The sequence below is a fragment of the Escherichia sp. E10V5 genome, assembly GCF_004212315.1.
In the GTDB taxonomy this organism is placed as follows: Bacteria; Pseudomonadota; Gammaproteobacteria; order Enterobacterales; family Enterobacteriaceae; genus Escherichia.
The window spans coordinates 12726-33759 of record NZ_RHJM01000005.1 but is presented as its reverse complement, the minus strand read 5'-3'; the positions used below and the strand labels follow the sequence as shown (position 1 = coordinate 33759).

The window sequence follows — 21034 nt, the reverse complement described above, 5'->3', positions numbered from 1 at the left end:
GTGAATGTCATTGCCATTCATCATGCGCTGGTCAAATCAGGCATCACGCCACAGGAGGTGGATGTGGTTGTCACCCTGCCACTGAGCGAGTATTTCGACACAAACGCACAGCCGGACATGGCCAACATCAACCGCAAAAAAGCGAACGTTATGCGCCAGGTGGAGTACCAGAACGGCGAGGCATTCACTATCCGTAACGTGCGGGTTATGCCTGAATCCATTCCGGCTGGCTTTAAAGCACTGGCTGACATGAGTCCGTTTGAATCCCTGCTGATTGTGGATTTGGGCGGAACCACGCTGGATGTGGCAAAGGTTCAGGGGCAACTGGCAGGTATCAGCCAGGTGTTTTGCGATCCACACGTAGGCGTTTCTCTGATGGCCGACGCCGTGCTGTCGGTGATGGCCACCAACGGTATGCGCACCAGTCACCACATCGCCAATACCATTATCGAACATCGCCACGATGAAGCCTGGTTGCGCCAGCACATCCACAATGACGCGCATTACGCCAGCCTGATGGCAGTTATTCGTGAAAAGGAGGAAACACTGAAACAACGCGTGATCCGCGCGCTGGCGGGTTTTTCGGGTTACGGGCGGGTGATGGTTGTAGGTGGAGGAGCGGAGATTGTGGCACCCGCTATCCGCGAAGCCTGCGGAGTTAATGCGACTTTCATCGCGGACGGGGTGCCACAGTTTGCTCTGGTTAATGGGCTGTACGCAATGGACAAGGAGTAAATCAATGACGACACCAACCAGACGGATAAGTTTCTATCTGAAGCCCGCCGTCGTCAAGAGCGAACGGGAGGCGTGCAGTTACCTCGACAGCCTGCCAGCCTCCGAACGCAGCCGCGCACAACGCGCGGCTTTTCTGGCCGGACTGGCTCTTATAAAACGCATCCCCGCGTTGGCGTATTCGCTGGCAGAATGGTCAGAAGACGAAATAAGGATGCCACCGCTACCAGTACAGCCTGAAAAACCGGCGCAACCAGCAGCAGACAGCGCCCCCCATATGCAGCAGGTGAAGAAGAATATTCAGGCGTTTTTTCCGAAGTGAAAACAGGAGTAACTATGTCCACCATTACCAAAGAATGGTTACAACGTAAAATCACAGAGTTTAAATCGTGGCGCGAAGACATCCCGTTCGGTCTTGATGAAGACGATCACAATATGTTAATCGCACTGGAAATCGCACTTGCATCACTGGAAGCAGAGCCAGTGGCATGGATGCACGCAAATAATCCTATTGGAATGCCGGCGATAACAAGAAGTAAAGATGTTGCAGACAGCTGGCGCTCTAAGGGATGGAATGTATTGCCTCTTTATTCACTGACCCGCTCCATCAATTTATGCCATTAATGGAAGTAATCATGATGAAAGATAATTCCGGAAGCCAGCGTGCATCAGTTGCAGTTATGGTAATGATTAAATTTGTGAAACAGTACACCGGAAAGCCAATCTCGCTCCGGCAATTAAGCAAAGAAACCGTTTCACTGTCATATCTGGAGCAAATATTCAGATATTTACGGGAAAGTAGCCTGGTAAAAGCCACACGCGGCCCGGGTGGTGGATATATCCCAACAAAAGAAAATTACAGTGTTGGTGATATTGTCCGGGCAATGAAATGTTCCGGATTATATACACAGCACGTTATTCTGGCTGCACTGGATAATATTTCTTTAACCAGCCTGCAGGAAGACACAAATTATCAGTTGTCTGCCATTAAATAAGAAAACCCGGAACGGGTGCGCAAATTCTTTGTGCGCCCGTTCCGGGTTGGACAAGCAAAGCGCGTCAGCTATCCGGCCTGCAACAACTCCAGAGCCATTTGTTTTTCTTCCGGACGCATCCGCTCAATCAACAGCTTTAACACACCATTCTCCAGCCCGCTGGGCACCAGTGTGTGCGAGTAGGTCAGATTCATCACCCAGGTATGTCCGCACTCGAGACGGGTGCAACGGTAATACACATCAGCAAACTGATCGGTTTTCCAGGCTGTTTTCTCAATCACTGCATGTGCACCGCAGCAATGACATCGCGCTTTCTGTCTGCGCATTTTCCACCTCCCGGAACAGCGTTTTACTGCCACCGATTTTACCCGCTCTTTCCCCATACCGCACATCACTCCATGGGTTCATCAAAATCAAGAATAAATTTCACCTCCCCCAGTCGTCTGATATCCGGGTCGCTGTTGATCCCCTCCATAATCAGGCGGCGCATCGGGATAACCTCATCCCTGTAATATGCCTCGCGGGATTTCAGTGGGTCACCAAGCCCGGCCGTATTTGCGGGAATGATGCCGGCAAGTCCGGGTGGGAAACGGTGCGCAACGAGCTGATCCTGGGCACTGATGGTTTTTATATTCAGGAACTCATCTTTTGTACCTGAATCCCCGATAGGGATCACCTTAACACCTTCTTTGTCTCCGCCCGGTATATTGATAAACATGGATTTAAAATTGCCCGCCCCTTTTGACGCCTCTATCTTTTTACGGAATTCCGCCTCGAGCTCGGGATCCATGTCCGGGTCAGTGGAATACAGGATATAACCAAGATGTGCGCCGTTCTTGTAATACTTGCGGCGAAAGCGGGTGGCATCCACATTCAGCATGGCGGATTCCATCCCGTGAATATAATCCGGGACACCGTAAACCTGCTGTTGCGGGTCATAAATGGCTACGAACACCACTTCGCCTGGCTGATAAACGAGATCTTCCAGTGCTGCCTGCACAATCACCGTGCCACCCTCGTTGTTACGCCGCAGGTACAGAGAAGGTAACGTATGCAGGCGCACCACCCGACCGAAGCCATTGCGCACTTTAAGCAACCCCATATCCCCGAATATCAGCAGATTGGTTACTGCTGCCGCCATGGCGGCGTGTGTCATACCACCACCACCCCGAAAACCCTGCATGATCATATTGACGCGCGCACGCAATACCGCGCCGTGATACGGTGCGATATTGGACAACATGGCGAGATCCATGCGCTCAATGGGCGGCGTGTACCAGCCGTTATAGCCATCCCAGAGCGAGCCGTAATAACAGCCCCATGCAGCGACCGGTTCCGGGTCACCAAATTCAATAAAAGTCATTTTGCTGGCTGTTTTTTTTGCCACGCCATCGTGTAACACGGGGTATTTTTTCTTTTTACTCATCTGACAGGATCCATGTTGATTTGCGCTTGTGCTTATAGTTCAGGGGTTCATTACTTGCGGCATGAGCTATGGCAAAGAAGATGTCAGCGTGCCCGGTTTCTTCGCTACGTTCGGCGGTGAAAGTGACTTTATTGCCGCTGTTGGTGGATTCCTGACGAATGGCCAGGAACGATGCCGGAATATCCGTGGCTTCTTCATCCCACTCAATACGGTTGGCGTAAATCAGATCCAGCATCTTCATCACCAGGCGGTTTTTGGATTCCACGCTGTAATGAATGGCCACTGTTTCACGGCGGGCAAATCCCTGAACCAGCTCAAAGACACCGTAGCCAAGACCGGTGACGTCAATGCCGATAAACGTCATGTTATAGCGTGCTTTAATGCTGCGTATACGCTCTGCCATAAACTGGAATGACATGCTGCGCCAGTGGTGTTTTTCCAGCACGCGGAATCGTTCTGCCGCAACCAGCGGCGGTGCCAGCACTACAAATGTGGCGTTATCGCCGGAGCGCGCAGGGTCAAAGCCGCCCCAAACCTCACGGTTACCAAATGGCATGGACTCTTCCGGGTGAAAATCCTCCCACGTACTGACATCAACACCACAACGCACAAGATCATCAAATTTAAAGACGCTCTCTTTGTCATCCACAAACACACACATAAACAGCATATTGAACGCTGTTTCGTTGTATCGCTCGCGCAGCTCGTTGATGTCAGCAAGGTTAAAGCCGCCGGCAATGGCATCTTCCAGCGTAACCACATAGCGCCACTGACCATCCGGACATTCACGCCCACCATCGCGCAGCTCATCAAAGGACGGAAACTCAACCCCTTTTCGTTTCGGATCGCCTTTGCGCCATTCATCGCCAGACCAGAACGGGTAACCCTGGTGTGTTTTGGATGACGGCGTGGAGAAATAGGTAATGCGCCAGTGTTTATGGGTGGCCATCCCTGACGCCACTTCATTGAGACGGCGAAAACCGGGGATCCACAGGTATTCATCAATATACAGGTGGCCGCTGTTTGACTGCGCTGTGTTACTGTTGGTCGCCAGAAAATACAGTTCAGCCAGATTACTTAACTTAACCGGATTGCCTTTAATGGGAATGCCAAACTCTGTTTGTGCAATTTTTACAATATAAGTACGGAACACTTCGGCCTGACGTTTTGATGCCGATAAAAATATCTGTGTGTCGCCTGTTAATACTGCATCTTCAAATGCCTCAAACGCGAAGTAATACGTCGCCCCAATCTGGCGGGATTTAAGCAGGTTGCGTACACGGCGGAATTTGTTTTCACGCAGGAGCAACTGGTAAGTAAACAACTTTTTCGTAAACGGCTCAAAACTTTCAGCAGTCAGTCCGGAAACGTCATTAGCTTTGCGGGGGCGCTCTTTCTTACCTGCACCTTTTTCTCCGCGTTCTTCTTTTCCATAACGACCAGATTGGGGAATATCCGCTCCCATTCGTTCAATCTCGGCCATTCGTTCCGTGTGCTTGTTCCTGACCGACATCAGTTTGACGTGATGGCCAATCAGGCGATCGAGTTCATCGTGTTCTTCCGGCGTTTTATGATCACGCTCCGCCAGTACAGCGAGACGACGGGCGATAACATCTTCCACGCCTTCAGTATTAAGCTGTGTGTACCACTCAAACTTTGTCGCCCAGTAATAAACAATTCGCGGGCTGTTCAGTCCGAGCTTCTTTTGTATTTCTTTTGGTGTGTGCCTTTTCAGATAGAGCGATTTTGCAGCAGCAATCACCTCATCAGAATACGCCATAAATAAACCTCACCTGCTGATGCAATTTTAATTTATGCATTTTCAGCAAAGGCTTTTTTAAAAACGAATATCGCTTTTCGGTATTTTTCGGATATATACGCATATCCGAAAGTACCGGAAATTAATCAGATGACGACATTTTCATTTCTCCGTTAAATAACGCCAGTTTAATTTTTATCAGCGGGTTAATTCAGATGTCGAAACTGAAAACAGACTGGGTGGTCGTAGCCACTTCAGGCCCCACCATCGACGGTCGGGAAATTGATCCAAAGTGGCTGACGGATGCCGCCGAGGTTTATAACCCGGACGAACACACCGCCATGCTCTGGCCGTTTCATGCCAGCGCCGGCTGGCGTGCTTTCACCAATAACTATGGTCTTGTTGATGCACTGAAGGCGGAAAAAGTCGGCGATAAAGTGCAGCTGAAAGCCCGCCTGATACCCAACCGCTTTCTGACCGAAGCCAACGAGGCCGGGCAAAAACTTTTCACCTCCATAGAGGTAAAGGAAAACTACCTGGGAACAGGCAAATTCTTTGTATCCGGTATCGCCGTGACTGACACACCGGCCAGCATCAACACCACCCGCCTGCAATTTTCGCAGGGAGACTCCATTCACATGGGAAATGCAGAAGAACTGAATTTCACGCTGCAGTCTGACGACGAGCAGGCCAAACGCAGTTTCTTTTCCGGCCTTTTCTCCGTGGGACGCAACAAACAGGAAAACGACATGAACGAAAAACAGTTCGGTCAGTTGATGGACGCCATCAACAAAACCGGCGAACGCCTGAACAAACTGGAAGAAAACGTCGCGCAGTTCAGCGCGAAGGATGCCCCGAAAGATACCGGTGATAACAAGCCGGAAGGCAGCACCGGCGATCAGGGGCAGGACAACGCAGAACAGAACAACAAGGACGACAAAACCTTCACGCTGACCACCGAGCAGGGCGAAAAGCTGTTCTCCACAGTGAACGCCATCGCGGAGAAGGTTACCAGTATGGAAACCGCATTTGCTGAACTCAGCAAGGACGCCACGAAGCTGCCGGGCAACAATCCGGCCGGTGGCGAAACTTTTAACCTGGTGTAACCGGAGAGAACGCAATGAACATGACACCAGAAGCACAAAAGCTGGTTAATCAGTACATCAGCGAACTGCAAAAAACATTCAGTGACTGCGGGAAATCAAGCGATCGTTTCTTTTCGCTGACCGAGCCACGCAGTATTGCCCTGCGCAAAGCCCTGCTGGAAAGCACGGAATTTCTGAGTTTCATCACCTGCATGGACGTTCCGCACCCGCAAGGGCAGGTCGTCACCGTGGGCGAATCCACGCTGCGCACCGGTCGCGTGAAAAGCGGTCGTTTCGCTAAAGGTTCGGGCATCAAAGGCAACGAATTTAAACTCGTTGAAACTGATTCCTGCTGCGTGATCACCTGGGAACAACTCGCCATCTGGGCGAATGCCGGCAGCCCGCAGGAATTTTTCAACCTGATGAACTCCGCCGCCGTCACCAACTTTGCGCTGGACATGCTGCGCATTGGCTTTAACGGTAAAGAGGCTGCTGAAAACTCTGACCCGGAAAGTCACCCGAACGGCGAAGACGTTAACGTCGGCTGGCATGAAATCGCCAAAAAGTGGGGAGAACAGCCCGGCAATACCTCCCGTATTCTGACGGACGCCGTTACCCTGGGCGAAGGCGGTGATTATGTCAGCCTTGATGCCATGGCCTCAGACCTGATCCGCACTTATATCCCGGCGCAATATCACAACGATCCTCGCCTTACTGTACTGGTTGGCGCAGACCTTGTGGCTGCTGAAGAACTACGCCTCTACAACAAAGAGGACAAGCCCACCGAAAAAGTGGCCGCACAGTTGCTGACGAAGAACATTGCGGGCCGCAAGGCCATCATTCCGCCGTTTATGCCGGGCAAACGTATGGTGGTGACCATGCTGCCAAACCTGCAGATCCTGACGCTGAAAGGCTCCCGCCGCCGCAAGGCAGAAGATGTGGGCGATCGCAAACAGTTCGAAAACTCATACTGGCGTTATGAGGGGTACGCCCTGGGCGATCCGGATTTATATGCTGCCGTGGATGAGTCTGCGGTCACCATCGCCTGATAAACGGAGCGCACGGTATGCCAACGCCAATGCAGCGACAACGTGCCCGACAGATGGATGAGCGCCGTGCGGCGCTCATGACCAGAACAGACGGGCGCGCCGTCAGCACAGAGAGTCAGCACATTAAGCTGCTGGCACTGGATAACGATGTCAGACAACTGCACAACATGGAGCTGCTGTCTGACAAGCTGGAATTCAAGCGGAACACGCTGCTGCCCCGCTGGCTGCCACACGCACAGGCTTATCTGGAGGGGGAACGCGTCTATCAGAATCCCATTCTGGTGTACTGCATCATCTGGCTGTTCGATACCGGGCAGTTTGAGATGGCGCTGCGGTGGGCTGACATTGCCATTGAGCAGGGGCAAAAGACGCCGGAGAACTTCAAAAGCGAGCTGCCAACGTTTGTGGCCCATTTCATTCTTGAATGGGCAGAAAACGAAGCTGAACGCGGGAACAGTATCGCGCCATATTTTCAGCAGGTGTTTGAAAAAATCCGCGACAAATGGCGCGTGAATGAACGCCTTGCTGCCCGCTACTGGCGCTTTGCAGGCATCCTGCTGCTGCGCGGCGATGACGGCAAGCCACAGGCCAGCGCAATTAACGATCCGGAGAGACTGCAACAGGCCGACCAGTGCCTGGAACGGGCTGCCTGGCTGCATCCCAAAATTCAGGTGAAAACCCTGCGCCAGCGCATTGCCGCAAGACTGCGCGCGTTGCAGGGCACGTAAACAACTCCCAACAACCGGGCGGGCGCGGTGGAGGTGTGCCGGTAAAAGCCATCAGCACACTGCGGAAACCGGTCAGCCCGCCTTTCCCCGGAGTGAGCATGTTTGACGGGAAAAGCATTCACTATCAGCAGGCCATTATTCAGAACGATGGATTCTGGCCGGATATTGATGCCGGCGATTTTGAAAAGAGCCGCAGCATCCCCGCCGTCACGTCACACGAAACGGTGCTGACGGCGCTGCTTTGCGCGGTAACAGAGATTAACACTGAACTGGCTGCACGCCGTGAATACTGGCAGGAACAGGGCTACACCCGGGCCGCCGATATTCCGGGTTACACCGTGTTGCAACCAGAGCCGCGCAATACGGATGCACAACCTGAACGGATGCAGAACCACATTACAGCACTTTACACCAAGGCTGTGTATGCCCGCGCAAAGGCCGATCTTTTGCCGGAATCTGCCAGCGTGGGGCGACGCGAGGCGCAGCCCTCATCAGAAGCCAGCGAGAGCCGCCGGACGTTGCTGGCTGAAGCGGCAATGGCGGTGCGGGCGCTGCTGGGCCGACCACGTGCATCCATCGCGCTGATTGATTAAGGTAACGGTATGACGCAACTCGCCAGCCTGACGGCATTCATTGAAAACAATCTGCCGGCACGCTCACGCATTCCGTTCACCAGTGACATGGATGACATCACGCTCATTCCGTTTACGAAGTCGCTGGGGCACGGGCAGTTATGCACACAGGTCCGAAAATATACGGCTTTTCTGCGATGGGACGCATGGCCCTATCGTCAGCTCAATCCGGATTTGGTGTTTTCTCTGGTTGAAGCCTGGCTGGCAGACAACGGCGGCGACCTGCGCCAGCGCCTGGCACTGGATGCGCCAACCGTTGACGTCGAAGTGGATGATGAAAATGAAGTGGCATGGCTGGAAATCAGTCTGCCGCTGGTTGATCCCATCACCCTGGTTGAGGACGAAAACGGCCCCATCCCCAGAGGCGGGAAACGTTACCAGCTGGAAAAGCCTGAAATCTGGGTGGCTCAGGCGCATCAGCTTCACTGCCAGGTGATGCCATGACGCGCCCCGTGATTAACGAGTCACAACTCCGGCAGGTTCGTCGCGCCATCAGAGAGGCAGAACTTCCGCCGGCAAAGGCCAAAAGGCTGCTGGTTCGCATTGCGAAATACGGCCTGATACCGGCTGCACGACGCAATGTGAAAGCACAGCGAACACCGGAGGGGGCAGCCTGGGCACCACGAAAAAGACCGGATAAAGCCAGCGGCAGGTATAAAAACAAAATGCTGCTGGGACTGCCGAAACTGCTGGCCATCAGGGTTGACGGCAGCGGGAAAAGTGTCCGCCTTTTCTTCAAAAAAGGGGATTACAACACCGGCTCTCATGGTGGGGCGGTCGCGTGGGTGCAACAGCACGGCGCAACCATCAAAGGCCGCGCCACAAAACGCCGGGACAGCGAAGCCATGCGCACCCGTCCCGCCACACGACGGCAGGCAGAACGCCTTCTTTCTCTGGGCTTTCGCGCCCCCGTCGGCGCAGTCAGCAAAAAGACCGGGCGCAGGGGGCGCAGAAAACCTTCCCTGAAATGGATTATGGAAAACATGAGTATGGCGCAGGCCGGACTGGTGATCAGCATTCTGAAAGGCGAGCAGAAAAAACGTGTATGGGAAATCAAAATCCCTTCCCGCGCATTTCTGGGAGCCAGCGATGCTGAATTTGCCCGCATTCTGGAAGCGCAGCTGCGCAGCCTGCATTACGGCGGCACGAGATAACAAAATCAGGAGACAAACCATGACATGGCCATCTGTCACGATTGAACAGTACAACACGTTCAGTAGCTCGCCGGACGGCGTGGAAAATACGCTGCTGTTTGTGGGCAATGCACAAAACAACAAAGGTAAGGTTCTGCCGGTTAATGCCAACAGCGATCTGGATGAACTGCTGGGAACAAACGCCAATCCGCTGAAGAATTTCCTTCAGTCTGCGCTGACCAATGCCGGACAGAATGCCTTTTTCTATGTTGCCGTTCTGCCGGAAGCCGGCAAAGGCAAAGAAGCAACGCCAGCCTGCCAGGCATGGCAGAACGCCATACTGGCGGCTCAGGAAACTGTTTCAGTTGAAGGCGTGGTGATCACCGAACCGGTCAGCACGAAGGATGACATCAACGCCATACAGGCGTTACGTCAGACCATCATCAATAAATATCAGCGCCGCATCTGGTTCATCCTGACCATCGCCGCCAACGACAACAGTAAAACCTGGGCGGAATACGTTGCCGAACTGACCGCGCTACAGAAAGGCATTGCAGCTCCGCAGGTCATGCTGGTTCCGGAGATTTTTGGATTTGAACCGGGCGTTCTTGCTGGTCGCCTGTGTAACAGCACCGTCACCATTGCTGACAGTCCGGCACGTGTGGCAACCGGGCCCCTGTCCGCACTGAAAACCACAGAACGCCCGAAAGACAGCGCAGGGCAGGCAATTGATCTCGACACTCTGCAGGCACTGGCAACCGCCCGCTACAGCGTGCCCATGTGGTATGCCGACTATGACGGCCTTTACTGGGCTGACGGTGTAACACTTGAAGTGGAAGGCGGGGACTACAACGTCATTGAGCATGTCCGCATTGCTGATAAGGTGGCGCGCCGCGTGCGGCTGATGGCCATCCCCAAGATTGCCGACCGCTCGCTGAACAGCACGCCGGGCAGCATTGCCGCACATGAAACGCTGTTTGCCCGCCCACTGCGTGCCATGGCGAAATCCATGCAAATTAACGGCATCACGTTTCCGGGCGAAGTGAAATCCCCAAAAAAAGGCGACGTGGTTATCACCTGGCAGGACGAAAAGACGGTCAGCATCAGCATTGTTGTCCGCCCTTACGCCTGCCCTAAAACCATCAAAGTGGGCATTCAGCTGGATAAATCTCTGGAGGAAAAGGCATGACGACCCGCATTAACGGCATGGCGTTTGACACCTTTATCGGTGGAACGGATATCCATGTGAAAAGCATCTCACTGGACATCAGCGATGAAAGCGCCGTTGCCAAAACCCGTGGCATCCCTGACGGTAAACTGCGTGGACCTGTCAGTGCCGAAGGTGAAATCGAAATGAGTACCCGCAGCTTTAACCAGCTCGGGGAAGTGGCTGCTCAGGCGGGATCGTGGCGCGATCTGCCGCCAATGGATTTTGTGTTTTACGCCAACACGGGCACTGAAGAAATCCGCGTTGAAGCCTTCGGTTGTGAGCTGATGCTTTCCGGCCTGTTAAGCATTGACACCGAAAGCGCAGATCTGACCACGCACAAAATCAAGTACGTGGTGGCAAGCCCTGACTTTGTGCGTATCAACGGCGTGCCCGTTCTCTCAGAGAACGACGTGCGCGGACTGATGGGGTGAACCATGCAGGAGCATGAGCGCACCATTATCACCCTGGGCATTCTGGGCGGAATCGCTGCCGCAAGTCGGGTGCTGGCTGGCGCAGAGCCGATTACGTTGCGGTTGTTTGTGGGTCGAACCCTGCTGGGGAGCGCGCTGGGTGTTTCTGCCGCTGCCCTGCTGGTTCGTTACCCGAACCTTGACCCACTGGCCATTGCCGGCGCAGGCACTGCAATGGGCGTTGCCGGTTACCAGATTGTTGAAATCTTCCTGCGTCATATGCGCCGGAAGCTGGGCGAGAAAGAGAACAAAGAGGAGTAACAGCAATGCTGTCCCGCAGGGAACAAAAAGCTGCTGCCATTGCCTGGAAAATTATCCGGGCACTGTGGTACTGGCTGCGCAAACCTCAGCAACCTCATAAGGAGCAAAAATGAAACTCTCCGATAAGCAACAACAATTTACCGTCATGATCGGAAAACTCATCCAGTTTGCCCATCAGCGCGGTTATGGCCTGACGTTCGGTGAGGCGTACCGCACGCCAGAACAGGCAAAACTCAACGCACAAAAGGGATCCGGCATTGCCAACAGCCTGCACTGCCAGCGGCTGGCCGTGGATTTTAATCTGTTTATTAACGGTGAATATCAGACCCGCACAGAGGCCTACCGCGAGCTGGGCGAGTACTGGGAATCCCTTGGTGGCGCATGGGGCGGTCGTTTTAAAAACCGCCCGGATGGCAATCATTTCAGCCTTGAGCACGACGGCGTGCGCTGATTTTACGCTTAATAAGCCTTCCTGCAGGCTTATTAAGCCCTCTTATTCTTGACTTTAAAAGGAAATGATGATGAACGATAAAAACACCCAGACTACCGCAGAGAACACCATCACTTTACAGGTCGGCGAGCATGAACTGACGTTTATCCCGACCGTAAAAGCCTACAACGACCTGCAGAACGACTTCATGCCGGATAACAAAATCGCGCCGCTGAAAAACTACCTGCGCCGTATCGTGATTAAAGAGCACCGCGATCTGCTGAACCAGTTGCTGGAAAAACCAGGAATGCCAGCCAGCCTGGCAACAGCCGTGAATAACGAGTTTGTGCCGGAAGTGGAAATCACCGTAAAAAAATAAAAAGCCATCTGGGGGCCATTGATCGCAATGACCTTACCCGGATGCTGATTCTGCGCCGCCACTGGCTGCCCGGCGAGGATGACTCGCCGCAGTCACTGGCTGCCGCCGTCTGGCTGGATAACCACTACTGGGAAAATATGAGCATCGCCGTCAATAACGGCATTATCCGTGCTTTTAAGGGATCGTAATGTCACAACAGCGCCTTGAATTACTTCTTGAACTGACAGACCGCCTGACAAGGCCGTTGCGTGCGGCCGGGCGACAGGTTCAGGGATTTGCTGCAACAAGTCGGGGAGCCTTTCGGGACATTGCTACCGGAGGCGCTGCGCTCTGGGGAGTGGGTGCAGCCATTCAGGGGGCACTGATGCCAGCCATTGAAATGGACAGGGCGCTCGGTGAGGTGAAATCACTGGGCGTCGCAGAGTCCGGATTGCGTAAACTCAGCCGCGCCGCCGTTGATTTCACTATGGAATACGGCGGGGCTGCGCAGGATTTTGTGCGTGCTTCTTACGACATCCAGTCAGCCATTGCCGGATTAACTGACGATGAGCTGTCCCGCTTCACCACCGCATCAGCAACGGTGGCAGCAGCAACCAAATCCAGCAGCCAGACCATTACCGCCTACATGGGCACCATGTACGGCATCTTTAAAGACCAGGCTGATGCCATGGGAAAAAGCAAATGGGTGGAGCAGGTCGCCGGGCAAACCGCCACCGCCGTGCAAATGTTTAAAACAACCGGCGATAACATGTCAGCGGCGTTCACCACGCTGGGTGCCAGTGCAAAAGCGGCCGGTATTGATGCGGCTGAACAGTTCGCCGTGCTGGGACAGCTGCAGGCCACCATGAGTGGCAGCGAGGCCGGGACAAAGTACAAGGCATTTCTTGCCGCAGTAGGCAGCGCCCAGAAAAAGCTGGGGCTTAATTTCGTGAATAAAGACGGCACGATGAAAAGTGTTGTCGAGATCATGAAACTTATCAGGGGTAAATTTGGTGATCTGTCAAAAGTGGCTGATTCCGATTTGCTGAAAAGCGCCTTTGGCTCCGATGAAGCTGTGGCCATGATTAAATTACTCAATGCAGACATTGGCGGACTTGAAAAGAATATCGCCACGCTGGGCAATATCAAAGGTATGGATAAGGCTGTCGAAATGGCACAGGCCATGGCTGATCCATGGGAACAGGCCGCTGCAATTATTAACGGCATTCGCATCGAAATTGGCACGCAGTTGCTGCCTGTTCTGTACCCGTTTATCCAGAAAAGCAACGAAGGCGGTAAATCCTTTGTTGCCTGGTTACGTCTGTATCCCAATATCACACGGGCCATTGGTTTACTGTCTGCCGCCCTGCTGGGCATTGCCGCAGTGGGTGCTGTTGTCAACATTATGGTGGGTGTGGCGAAGTTTGTCTGGACAGGACTGCGGCTGGTCTGGCTGGCAGCTGTTGCGCCGCTGAAGATTCTCATTCTGCTGAAACGCACACTGACGGCTACCATGTGGGCATTCACTGTAGTTGCCCGAACGGTCAGGGCGCTGTATCTGGCCATGTCCATTGCTATGGGAACATACAACGTCAAAGCAAAAATTCAGCTGGCGCTGCTGAAATTACAGCGCGCCGGACTCTGGCTTTATTCTGTTGCGCTGGGTGCCGCCGGCATAGCAATGAAAATCTACACCGCAGTCACCAGCGGAGCCGCAATTGCAACACAGTTACTTTTCAGCCCCATCACATTAATCATCCTGGCACTGGCTGCGCTGGGCGTGGGCATTTATTTCCTGATCACCCGCTGGGATGAGATTAAAGCCGCGCTGATGGATACCGCCGCCTTTCAGTGGGTGGCTGAAATGGTCGGCAGTATGGGGGCATGGTTCGGCAATGCATGGAACACAATCCAGGACGGCTGGAATGCACTGGTTAACTATTTTTCCACGCATTCACCACTGGATGCCCTGAAGGATCTCGCGGGCGGCATCCTGAATATTTTCAGTAACCTCTGGGAACTGGTGAAACAGTCCTTCAGTGATTCATGGGGCTGGATTGTAGGCAAGCTCAACATGATCCCCGGCGTCAATATCGACACACCGGAAAGCACAGGAAGTGGCGAAGGCTCCGTATTAACCGGCGGCAAAGCCATCAGTGCGGGACCGGGCGGCATTGCGGCAGAGATGCAGAACAACAGCGAAAACCAGACCACCATCGACAACTCCCGTCGTGTGGTTAACGTCAATGTGCAGGATCCATCCCCTGCCCGTCTTAACGAGTGGATGGAGCTGCATGCATACTGATAAACCGCTTTACATTGATTTGCTCATCACCGGCCGCAATCTCACGCTGAACAGCGCCAGTGAGCCGGTGTTATGCAACAACAGGGAAAGTATTGCCCAGGACTGCCAGCACGCCATCATTGAGAGCGGACTGGCAACGCGCCTGCTGGCTGAAAAAAGCCCGACACTTCGTGCCGACATCATGATGCAGATGACACTGCTGATTGAAGATGATGAGCGCATCACACCCGGCACGGTCAGTGTGACAGAAGAAACCCCGCTTTCTGGTCGCCTGCTGATTAGCGCCCACACCGAAGATTTTTTTGAACCCCTGACTTTTACGGTATCTCTTGATGATTAACGGCAAACCCACCGCAGATTACGAGCGCATTCTGGCTGATAACGGCATGCCGGTAACCGAAGAACAGGCACGCGCTGAATTTGAAGCCATTGTCAAAGACGAAGGGCTTATCACCAACACATCCCGCATGTCGCCGTTCTGGCGACTGATTACAGCCATCACCACAAAACCCGTGATGTGGCTGAAAGATGCGCTGGTTAATGTGGTGATGAAAAACCTGTTTCTGGCCGATGCCAGCGGTGTATTCGTTGATGTTTTTGCCTGGGCGGTAAACCTGCAACGCAAGGCCGCCACGCACGCAGCCGGCGTGATTCGTTTCACCAAGAACGACATTGATCGCGCAGTTACCGTGCCGGCCGGTACGCAGATTCAGACAGAACGCATTAACGGCGTGATTTATACGCTGACCGTTGTCAGGGATACCGTTATTCCGGCAGGAACACTCAGCATGAACATCGATGTTTCTGCGGAACAGGCCGGAGCCGGCTTTAACCTTGCGCCGGGATATTACCGCATCCTTCCAGTGGCGATTGATGGTATTGCCGGTGTTGAGAACGATGAAAACTGGCTGACCACACCGGGTGCCAACGAAGAAAGCGATGACGAGCTGCGTGATCGTGTTCGCAATCAGTTTAATCTTGCCGGCGCTTATCACACCGATGCAGTTTATCGGGGATTAATTGCCGGCGTTGCCGGCGTCAGTGCCGACCGCATCTATTTTCTGCATGACGCACCACGCGGCCCCGGCACAGCAAATGCTTACATTCTGCTGGATACCGGCATCGCATCCGAACCGTTCGTTGATGCAGTAAACGCATTCATTAACGATGAAGGTCATCACGGACACGGTGATGATCTGCGCTGTTTTTCCATGCCTGAAACACGCCACACCCTGACCGTGACACTCTGGTTATATGCAACGCTGAACCTCAGCGATGAGGAAATTCAGACGTTATTGCGCAATGTGGAAAATCTGGTTCGCTGTGCATTTCGAGAAAACAGCGATTATGACGTTCAGAAAACATGGCCGTATAGCCGTTTCAGCATGTCCAGACTGGGCGAAGAGATCCACCAGGTATTTCCACAGGTGGAGTCGGTTACATTTTCTCTTCCAGATATTCTCAGTGATCTGGCTGTTCCTCGTCTGGAATCCCTTACTGTGGAGGTGAGCGAGTGAAACTTCCGGAGATCCCTGAATTCCCGCTCCCCACCTGGATGAATAAAGGTGAGCCGTTAACGCTGGCACATTCATCGCATCGCTACTGGGAAAAGGTATACAGCTGGCTGACGTGGCCACTACAGCAGATTGATGTCGACACCTGCGCAGAGCCTTTACTTAACCTGCTGGCTTATCAGCGCAATATCACCCGATTTAAAGGTGAGCCGGTTTCATTATTTCGCTTAAGAGTGAAACACGCGTTTATTAACGCTCAGGACTCTGGCGAACGCGCCGGCTTCGAACGCATCTTTAAGCGTCTTGGCGTGGGAGACGTTAAAACACTGGAACGGCAACTGCAGCATGACTGGGACGTTATTTTACTGCGCATTAATGACACCCAGTTAAGTGAAAACAACGCGCTGATGATGCAGCTCGTGCGCCAGTATGGTCGTACCTGCAGGCGCTATTTCTTTCAGGTAATCAATACAACCACTGCCCGGATGACAGCCGGCACATTCGATGGCCATTACAGGTATCACACAGCAGAAGCAACGGTGAGAAAGGACACCATCTGGTTAACCGCTTCGCTACAGGCAGGACATTACGGCCTGTCCGTGGAACATTACACATTACAGGCAGATGAAGCATGAGCACGATTATTACTGAACAGTACGAACACTGGTGCGCAAATCAAATCATCAGTGGAAAACCTGCGCGCCCGGATACATTTGTTTTTGCATATATTCCGGGACAGGATGAATCCGCAGAGATCCCCCGCGATGAGATACTCCCTGATGAATCCATGATTCAGTATCGTGCGCCGGTCACCCAGTACGGCCTCCTGTCGCCGAACGCGACCGCGTTTTCCATCATTCTGGACACGACAGTCGGCGACTTCGAATACAACTGGATCGGTCTGCTGAACGAAGAAAGCGGCGTGCTCTGCATGATTGCACACACACCTCGTCAGCAAAAAATTAAAACAGCGAACGGCGTGCAGGGAAACAACCTGATCCGCACATTTTCCATGGAGTTTGACGGCGCAGCCGCAGCAATGCATATCGATGTCAGCGCTGATGTCTGGCAGATTGATTTCACTGCACGCCTTGCAGGAATGGATGAGGCCCGCCGGCTGCTGGCGTTTGATCACTACGGTGAAGCCGCTTTTCTGGGGGATGGTTTTCAGGTCAGCTATCAGGACGGTACCGCTACTGTTGCCGCCGGCGTGGGTTATGTGGGAGGTCTGCGCGTCAGTCTGCGCGAACCTTACAGCCTGCCGGCTGCGGTCGGGGATACCATCTGGATTGATGCAAGCTGGCAGGGATTTGTTACCGGCGAATGGAATACCGTTTTTACGTTCTGCGCCCGCCAGGAACATGCGTCTTATACAGACGGTAACGGCTTCCGACACTTTGTCGCGCCACTTGCAAAAATGACAGGAGACGGCCCACAGGACCTGCGCCCGGAGACACCCGACGAAGAACAAAGCAATGCACTGGCAGAGCACGAAAAATCCCGCCATCATCCGGACGCAACACTGAAGGAGAAAGGCTTTGCGCAGTACAGCAACTCCACCGACAGCGACGCAGAAGACCGCGCCGCCACATCAAAGGCAGTAAAAGCCGCAATGGATAAAGCAAAAGACGCTGTTGAGCGCGACGGCGACACCATGACCGGGGAGCTGAAAATCCGTGGTGTTAATGCACTGAGGATTTTCAACGAAGCTTTTGGCCTGATTTTTCGTCGTTCTGAAGAGTGCCTGCATCTTATTCCCACCCGGGAAAATCAGGGCGAAAACGGCGATATTGGCCCCCTGCGTCCGTTCACTATTAATTTGCGGACGGGTGAAATATCCATGTCGCATAAAGTGTCTGTTGGTGGCGGTTCTCAGGTGAATGGTGCGCTGGGTATCGGCGTTCAGAATGCGCTGGGCGGAAACTCAATTGCTTTCGGGGATAACGATACCGGCCTGAAACAGAATGGTGACGGCCTGCTGGATGTTTATGCCAATGGTCAGCACGTATTCCGTTTTCAGAATGGCGCGTTACAAAGTAACCGGGCAGTGAATGTTTCAGGGCGGGTAACACCGTCAGACTACGGAAACTTTGATGCCCGTTACCAGACCAAAACAGGCGGCGTGCAGGATGTGCGTTATGGTTCCGAAATGTATTACAACCCGGGAGGTAACCAGATATCCTGGACATTTCGCTCACCTTCAGGCCACGGGTTATCCGGTATTAATGTGCAGGAAACCGGAAGTAATTCGGCAGATAACATCGGCGGCGTGTATTACCGACCGCTTCAGAAACTGATTAACGGTACCTGGTATAACGTGGCGAGTGTTTAACAATGTTGCATTTAAAAAATATTACTGCGGGTAACCCGAAAACCGCGGAACAATATCAGCTGACAAAACAATATGGTGTTACCTGGCTTTTTTCGGAAGACGGCAAAAACTGGTATGAAGAACAGAAGAACTTTGCCAGTGACACCATAAAAATGGTTTACACCGGAGACGGGCGCGTGGTGTGGGTCGGTAAGGATGTGACAGGCATTGAACCCCGTAACGCCAGTGTTATTGAAGTTCCTGATATTACCGCTAACCGCCGTATTACCGTGCCTGGTTACTGGTTTTACCGCGACGATAAATTTGTCTTCGACTACAAACTTAAAGCGGAAGATGAGCGTGATGCACTGTTAAAACAGGCCAGCATCATGACCAGCGAATGGGAAAAAGACCTGCTGCTGGGATTAATCAGCGACGAAGACAGGGGGAAATTGAAAGCCTGCCGTATTTATACAAAAACGTTACGGGAGATGACATTCAGCCAGGTTACAGATAAAGCATCGTATGCCGCGATTGTATGGCCAGAATTACCGCAGAACATTAGCGAGAATTAAGAAGTAATGAGCGCATTGTTGACGAAAGCATTTGAAAAGTGGGTTGCTGAATGCACAGCCAGTAATTTACCTGCACGCCCTGACACTATTATTTTTGCCCTGATGGAGCGGGAACCAACGCACGAAGATAATACCGTTCCGGAAGAAAAAATCACATATACCGTGAATGAACTGACCTATGGCCAGTTAAGCCCGAACAATATTGTGTGTAGCGCGGTTGTTCCTGATGACTGTGCATTCAGCTATGACTGGATTTGCCTCATCCATCAGGCCAGCGGAACACTATGCGGCGTAATAAAAACGCCTGTTCGACAAAAAGTGACAGGCGAGTCACTTATTCGTAATTTCACGATTATATACAGCGGCATTGCTCAGGCTGCGCAAATTACTGTTCCTCCACAGAGCTGGCAGATAGATCTTTATCCAGAGCTGAAATCAATGCTGAAAATCCCTAACCGTTTGTCAGAAATTGCAGCAGAAGGGAAAGAAGCACAACAGGAATCCCGCGACAATCTGGGGTTGAAAACTGCTGCAACGATGGATGTACAAACAGACCTTTACGACCGCACCGAAGGCCGTCTGGCGATTCCCGGCATGTTTGGATTCGGGAAAGTATTTTCCAGCGGCGACAGGACCGAGTTTAAAACAGAGGCCGATTTTCTCCGCTGGGTAAAAACGGCAAAACCCGGTCGTTATACCGTATTTGCGGACACAAATGTGGTGGTACCAGGCATTCAGACAAACGGCGTTATTGAAATTATCTGGCCACAACCTAAAAGCTCAACCGATGACAGGGCCTATAAGGCAGTAATTTACTACGGTGTTAATGGTCAGATTTATTACAATCGCTACGTCGGCGGTCAGGGGTATCTGGCTGGCTGGGAAAATCTGAAGGTTGATGAGGCTTCACTCATCGCACAGATTGAAGCACGCGCTCCCCTGAAAAGCCCGGCACTGACCGGAGCACCGACAACACCAACCCCGCCAGATGACGCAGCAGGCACTGAAATAGCCAATGCGGAGTTTGTCCGCAAACTGCTTGCCGCGCTGGTTGACTCATCACCGGAAGCTCTGGACACGCTGAACGAGCTGGCAGCTGCGCTGGGTAATGACCCGAACTTTGCAACAACGGTCACTAACGCACTGGCAGGTAAACAGCCGCTTAGCGATGTTTTAACGGCAATCAGCAAATTAAAAGCGCAGGCAGATAACCTTCTGTACTTTAATACGGACGGGAAAGCATCACTTGCCCAGGTGACGCAAAAGGCTCGTTCACTACTGGCGCAAGCTACAGCAGAAGATATGCGGAAGGTGCTTGAGCTGGAAGACTCCGGAACAGTGACATTACAAAGCGATATTTATGATCGCTCGGAAGGTCGGGGGGCATTACCCGGCGCATTTGGTTATGGAGCATTTTATTCAACACCCCACCTGCTTACAGGCAAGGATGGCCCCATGGATTTTCTTATGTGGGTCATGGAAACGCCTCCAGGGCGCTATCTTGTTACACAGGTCATTACAGATCCAGAAGCGATTAGGGTAATTCCGGGATTAGTATTTGATGGTGTAGTAGAAATCGAGTCACCATATTCTTCTGCCAATGCGAACTCACACTCTGTGTATGACAAAGTCATTACATACCGGGGGGCTCGTGGAGAGCTGTATTACAACCGTCTTATTGCAGATCCTGCCTGCCCTCAACTTGAAGGGTGGTGGTCCCCGGCGACGCAAATAGATCTATTACGCTCGGTTACAGGGAATGCATGGGGAAGTCCGGGCGTCGGAGGTCTGATTTTTGCGGCCTATTTTGGTGAGTCTGACACAGACAGCAGCAGGAAAATGAAAAGGGGGCAAGTTGTACCTGGCTCCAGACTGGGGGCGGTCACAATAAGTGCGAAATGCAGCACATCAGGCTCATATGCCAGCACGCCACAGTTTATTACTGTGTCTCCTAATTCATATCCACAGGCAGGGTCATTTATTGCACTATCAGGCAGCCATTTAACAACACTTGGCACGTCAGAATGCTTTGTCGGTTTATTTATGCGGGTGAACTAAAAA

Annotated in this window: 26 protein-coding genes; 23 read left to right on the top strand and 3 right to left on the bottom strand. The window is 52.7% G+C overall.

Annotated elements, in window-relative coordinates; genetic code table 11:
• The 4 genes from parM to D9738_RS04610 form a co-directional block, all read left to right on the top strand.
• On the top strand, positions 1-735 hold a 735-nt coding region (gene parM / locus D9738_RS04625), incomplete at its 5' end, for a plasmid segregation protein ParM domain-containing protein (RefSeq protein ID WP_130259659.1).
• 4 nt (positions 736-739) lie between these two features.
• Positions 740-1054 (top strand): plasmid partitioning/stability family protein, encoded by a 315-nt coding sequence (locus tag D9738_RS04620; RefSeq protein WP_097411080.1) that lies wholly within the window; start codon positions 740-742, stop codon positions 1052-1054.
• 14 nt (positions 1055-1068) lie between these two features.
• Positions 1069-1356 (top strand): hypothetical protein, encoded by a 288-nt coding sequence (locus tag D9738_RS04615; RefSeq protein WP_130259658.1) that lies wholly within the window; start codon positions 1069-1071, stop codon positions 1354-1356.
• A gap of 11 nt (positions 1357-1367) precedes the next feature.
• Positions 1368-1727 carry an Rrf2 family transcriptional regulator gene (locus D9738_RS04610; RefSeq protein WP_000974053.1) on the top strand — a complete coding sequence of 120 codons (360 nt, stop codon included), beginning with the start codon at positions 1368-1370 and terminating at the stop codon, positions 1725-1727.
• Between the two features lie 68 nt (positions 1728-1795).
• Here D9738_RS04610 and D9738_RS04605 read toward each other — a convergent pair whose 3' ends face one another.
• The 3 genes from D9738_RS04605 to D9738_RS04595 form a co-directional block, all read right to left on the bottom strand.
• Complete coding sequence (locus D9738_RS04605; protein WP_001254198.1) at positions 1796-2053, bottom strand: ogr/Delta-like zinc finger family protein; 258 nt, start codon at positions 2051-2053, stop codon at positions 1796-1798.
• Positions 2054-2118: 65 nt separating this feature from the next.
• Entirely contained in the window at positions 2119-3153 is a 1035-nt protein-coding gene (locus tag D9738_RS04600) for a phage portal protein (RefSeq protein ID WP_097728286.1), read from the bottom strand.
• Entirely contained in the window at positions 3146-4933 is a 1788-nt protein-coding gene (locus D9738_RS04595) for a terminase family protein (protein WP_000331672.1), read from the bottom strand. Before D9738_RS04595 ends, D9738_RS04600 begins: the two co-directional genes overlap by 8 nt.
• Before the next feature lie 194 nt (positions 4934-5127).
• Between D9738_RS04595 and D9738_RS04590 the strand changes: the two genes are divergently transcribed.
• The 19 genes from D9738_RS04590 to D9738_RS25025 all read left to right on the top strand — a co-directional run bounded on the left by D9738_RS04590 (position 5128) and on the right by D9738_RS25025 (position 21031).
• A complete protein-coding gene (locus D9738_RS04590) occupies positions 5128-6018 on the top strand; it encodes a GPO family capsid scaffolding protein (RefSeq protein WP_000040311.1) in 891 nt (296 codons plus the stop codon).
• Between the two features lie 14 nt (positions 6019-6032).
• Entirely contained in the window at positions 6033-7046 is a 1014-nt protein-coding gene (locus D9738_RS04585; protein WP_130259657.1) for a phage major capsid protein, P2 family, read from the top strand.
• 17 nt (positions 7047-7063) lie between these two features.
• On the top strand, positions 7064-7774 hold the full coding sequence (gene gpM / locus D9738_RS04580; protein ID WP_107183121.1) for a phage terminase small subunit: 711 nt from the start codon (positions 7064-7066) through the stop codon (positions 7772-7774).
• A gap of 98 nt (positions 7775-7872) precedes the next feature.
• Positions 7873-8367 carry a head completion/stabilization protein gene (locus D9738_RS04575; protein ID WP_130259656.1) on the top strand — a complete coding sequence of 165 codons (495 nt, stop codon included), beginning with the start codon at positions 7873-7875 and terminating at the stop codon, positions 8365-8367.
• Positions 8368-8376: 9 nt separating this feature from the next.
• Positions 8377-8850, top strand: coding sequence for a phage tail protein (locus D9738_RS04570; protein ID WP_130259655.1), 474 nt, complete (start codon positions 8377-8379; stop codon positions 8848-8850).
• A complete protein-coding gene (locus D9738_RS04565; protein WP_105281790.1) occupies positions 8847-9560 on the top strand; it encodes a hypothetical protein in 714 nt (237 codons plus the stop codon). Before D9738_RS04570 ends, D9738_RS04565 begins: the two co-directional genes overlap by 4 nt.
• 19 nt (positions 9561-9579) lie before the next feature.
• Positions 9580-10728, top strand: a complete 1149-nt coding sequence (locus tag D9738_RS04560) for a DUF2586 domain-containing protein (RefSeq protein WP_130259654.1) — start codon at positions 9580-9582, stop codon at positions 10726-10728.
• A complete protein-coding gene (locus tag D9738_RS04555) occupies positions 10725-11180 on the top strand; it encodes a phage protein (RefSeq protein WP_000213187.1) in 456 nt (151 codons plus the stop codon). Before D9738_RS04560 ends, D9738_RS04555 begins: the two co-directional genes overlap by 4 nt.
• Before the next feature lie 3 nt (positions 11181-11183).
• Positions 11184-11480, top strand: coding sequence for a phage holin family protein (locus tag D9738_RS04550; protein WP_001155241.1), 297 nt, complete (start codon positions 11184-11186; stop codon positions 11478-11480).
• Between the two features lie 109 nt (positions 11481-11589).
• Complete coding sequence (locus D9738_RS04545) at positions 11590-11931, top strand: M15 family metallopeptidase (protein WP_000777017.1); 342 nt, start codon at positions 11590-11592, stop codon at positions 11929-11931.
• Between the two features lie 70 nt (positions 11932-12001).
• Entirely contained in the window at positions 12002-12289 is a 288-nt protein-coding gene (locus D9738_RS04540) for a putative phage tail assembly chaperone (protein ID WP_000998379.1), read from the top strand.
• A 41-nt stretch (positions 12290-12330) separates the two neighbouring features.
• Complete coding sequence (locus D9738_RS24715; protein ID WP_000906384.1) at positions 12331-12477, top strand: hypothetical protein; 147 nt, start codon at positions 12331-12333, stop codon at positions 12475-12477.
• Positions 12477-14573 (top strand): phage tail tape measure protein, encoded by a 2097-nt coding sequence (locus D9738_RS04535; protein ID WP_000082775.1) that lies wholly within the window; start codon positions 12477-12479, stop codon positions 14571-14573. Before D9738_RS24715 ends, D9738_RS04535 begins: the two co-directional genes overlap by 1 nt.
• Positions 14563-14913, top strand: a complete 351-nt coding sequence (locus tag D9738_RS04530; RefSeq protein WP_000556623.1) for a DUF2590 family protein — start codon at positions 14563-14565, stop codon at positions 14911-14913. Before D9738_RS04535 ends, D9738_RS04530 begins: the two co-directional genes overlap by 11 nt.
• On the top strand, positions 14906-16090 hold the full coding sequence (locus D9738_RS04525; protein WP_130259653.1) for a baseplate J/gp47 family protein: 1185 nt from the start codon (positions 14906-14908) through the stop codon (positions 16088-16090). The genes D9738_RS04530 and D9738_RS04525 overlap by 8 nt, the downstream gene beginning before the upstream one ends.
• Positions 16087-16722 carry a phage tail protein gene (locus tag D9738_RS04520; RefSeq protein ID WP_032082639.1) on the top strand — a complete coding sequence of 212 codons (636 nt, stop codon included), beginning with the start codon at positions 16087-16089 and terminating at the stop codon, positions 16720-16722. The genes D9738_RS04525 and D9738_RS04520 overlap by 4 nt, the downstream gene beginning before the upstream one ends.
• Entirely contained in the window at positions 16719-18419 is a 1701-nt protein-coding gene (locus D9738_RS25495; protein WP_130259652.1) for a phage tail protein, read from the top strand. Before D9738_RS04520 ends, D9738_RS25495 begins: the two co-directional genes overlap by 4 nt.
• A 2-nt stretch (positions 18420-18421) precedes the next feature.
• On the top strand, positions 18422-18973 hold the full coding sequence (locus tag D9738_RS04510) for a tail fiber assembly protein (RefSeq protein ID WP_130259651.1): 552 nt from the start codon (positions 18422-18424) through the stop codon (positions 18971-18973).
• A gap of 6 nt (positions 18974-18979) precedes the next feature.
• Positions 18980-21031 (top strand): phage tail protein, encoded by a 2052-nt coding sequence (locus D9738_RS25025; RefSeq protein ID WP_240780576.1) that lies wholly within the window; start codon positions 18980-18982, stop codon positions 21029-21031.
• The last annotated feature ends 3 nt before the right edge of the window (positions 21032-21034 follow it).

What these genes read in the sequence shown, in the direction of transcription:
- D9738_RS04555 (WP_000213187.1), top strand. Translation starts at nt 10,725, where the DNA reads ATGACGACCCGCATTAACGGCATGGCGTTTGACACCTTTATCGGTGGA.
- D9738_RS04560 (WP_130259654.1), top strand. Translation starts at nt 9,580, where the DNA reads ATGACATGGCCATCTGTCACGATTGAACAGTACAACACGTTCAGTAGC.
- D9738_RS04575 (WP_130259656.1), top strand. Translation starts at nt 7,873, where the DNA reads ATGTTTGACGGGAAAAGCATTCACTATCAGCAGGCCATTATTCAGAAC.
- D9738_RS04595 (WP_000331672.1), bottom strand. Translation starts at nt 4,933, where the DNA reads ATGGCGTATTCTGATGAGGTGATTGCTGCTGCAAAATCGCTCTATCTG.
- D9738_RS25025 (WP_240780576.1), top strand. Translation starts at nt 18,980, where the DNA reads ATGAGCGCATTGTTGACGAAAGCATTTGAAAAGTGGGTTGCTGAATGC.
- D9738_RS04610 (WP_000974053.1), top strand. Translation starts at nt 1,368, where the DNA reads ATGATGAAAGATAATTCCGGAAGCCAGCGTGCATCAGTTGCAGTTATG.
- D9738_RS04570 (WP_130259655.1), top strand. Translation starts at nt 8,377, where the DNA reads ATGACGCAACTCGCCAGCCTGACGGCATTCATTGAAAACAATCTGCCG.
- D9738_RS04615 (WP_130259658.1), top strand. Translation starts at nt 1,069, where the DNA reads ATGTCCACCATTACCAAAGAATGGTTACAACGTAAAATCACAGAGTTT.
- D9738_RS24715 (WP_000906384.1), top strand. Translation starts at nt 12,331, where the DNA reads ATGCTGATTCTGCGCCGCCACTGGCTGCCCGGCGAGGATGACTCGCCG.
- D9738_RS04565 (WP_105281790.1), top strand. Translation starts at nt 8,847, where the DNA reads ATGACGCGCCCCGTGATTAACGAGTCACAACTCCGGCAGGTTCGTCGC.
- D9738_RS04550 (WP_001155241.1), top strand. Translation starts at nt 11,184, where the DNA reads ATGCAGGAGCATGAGCGCACCATTATCACCCTGGGCATTCTGGGCGGA.
- D9738_RS04620 (WP_097411080.1), top strand. Translation starts at nt 740, where the DNA reads ATGACGACACCAACCAGACGGATAAGTTTCTATCTGAAGCCCGCCGTC.
- D9738_RS04535 (WP_000082775.1), top strand. Translation starts at nt 12,477, where the DNA reads ATGTCACAACAGCGCCTTGAATTACTTCTTGAACTGACAGACCGCCTG.
- D9738_RS04525 (WP_130259653.1), top strand. Translation starts at nt 14,906, where the DNA reads ATGATTAACGGCAAACCCACCGCAGATTACGAGCGCATTCTGGCTGAT.
- D9738_RS04540 (WP_000998379.1), top strand. Translation starts at nt 12,002, where the DNA reads ATGAACGATAAAAACACCCAGACTACCGCAGAGAACACCATCACTTTA.
- D9738_RS04605 (WP_001254198.1), bottom strand. Translation starts at nt 2,053, where the DNA reads ATGCGCAGACAGAAAGCGCGATGTCATTGCTGCGGTGCACATGCAGTG.
- D9738_RS04510 (WP_130259651.1), top strand. Translation starts at nt 18,422, where the DNA reads ATGTTGCATTTAAAAAATATTACTGCGGGTAACCCGAAAACCGCGGAA.
- D9738_RS04545 (WP_000777017.1), top strand. Translation starts at nt 11,590, where the DNA reads ATGAAACTCTCCGATAAGCAACAACAATTTACCGTCATGATCGGAAAA.
- gpM (WP_107183121.1), top strand. Translation starts at nt 7,064, where the DNA reads ATGCCAACGCCAATGCAGCGACAACGTGCCCGACAGATGGATGAGCGC.
- D9738_RS04590 (WP_000040311.1), top strand. Translation starts at nt 5,128, where the DNA reads ATGTCGAAACTGAAAACAGACTGGGTGGTCGTAGCCACTTCAGGCCCC.
- D9738_RS25495 (WP_130259652.1), top strand. Translation starts at nt 16,719, where the DNA reads ATGAGCACGATTATTACTGAACAGTACGAACACTGGTGCGCAAATCAA.
- D9738_RS04585 (WP_130259657.1), top strand. Translation starts at nt 6,033, where the DNA reads ATGAACATGACACCAGAAGCACAAAAGCTGGTTAATCAGTACATCAGC.
- D9738_RS04600 (WP_097728286.1), bottom strand. Translation starts at nt 3,153, where the DNA reads ATGAGTAAAAAGAAAAAATACCCCGTGTTACACGATGGCGTGGCAAAA.
- D9738_RS04530 (WP_000556623.1), top strand. Translation starts at nt 14,563, where the DNA reads ATGCATACTGATAAACCGCTTTACATTGATTTGCTCATCACCGGCCGC.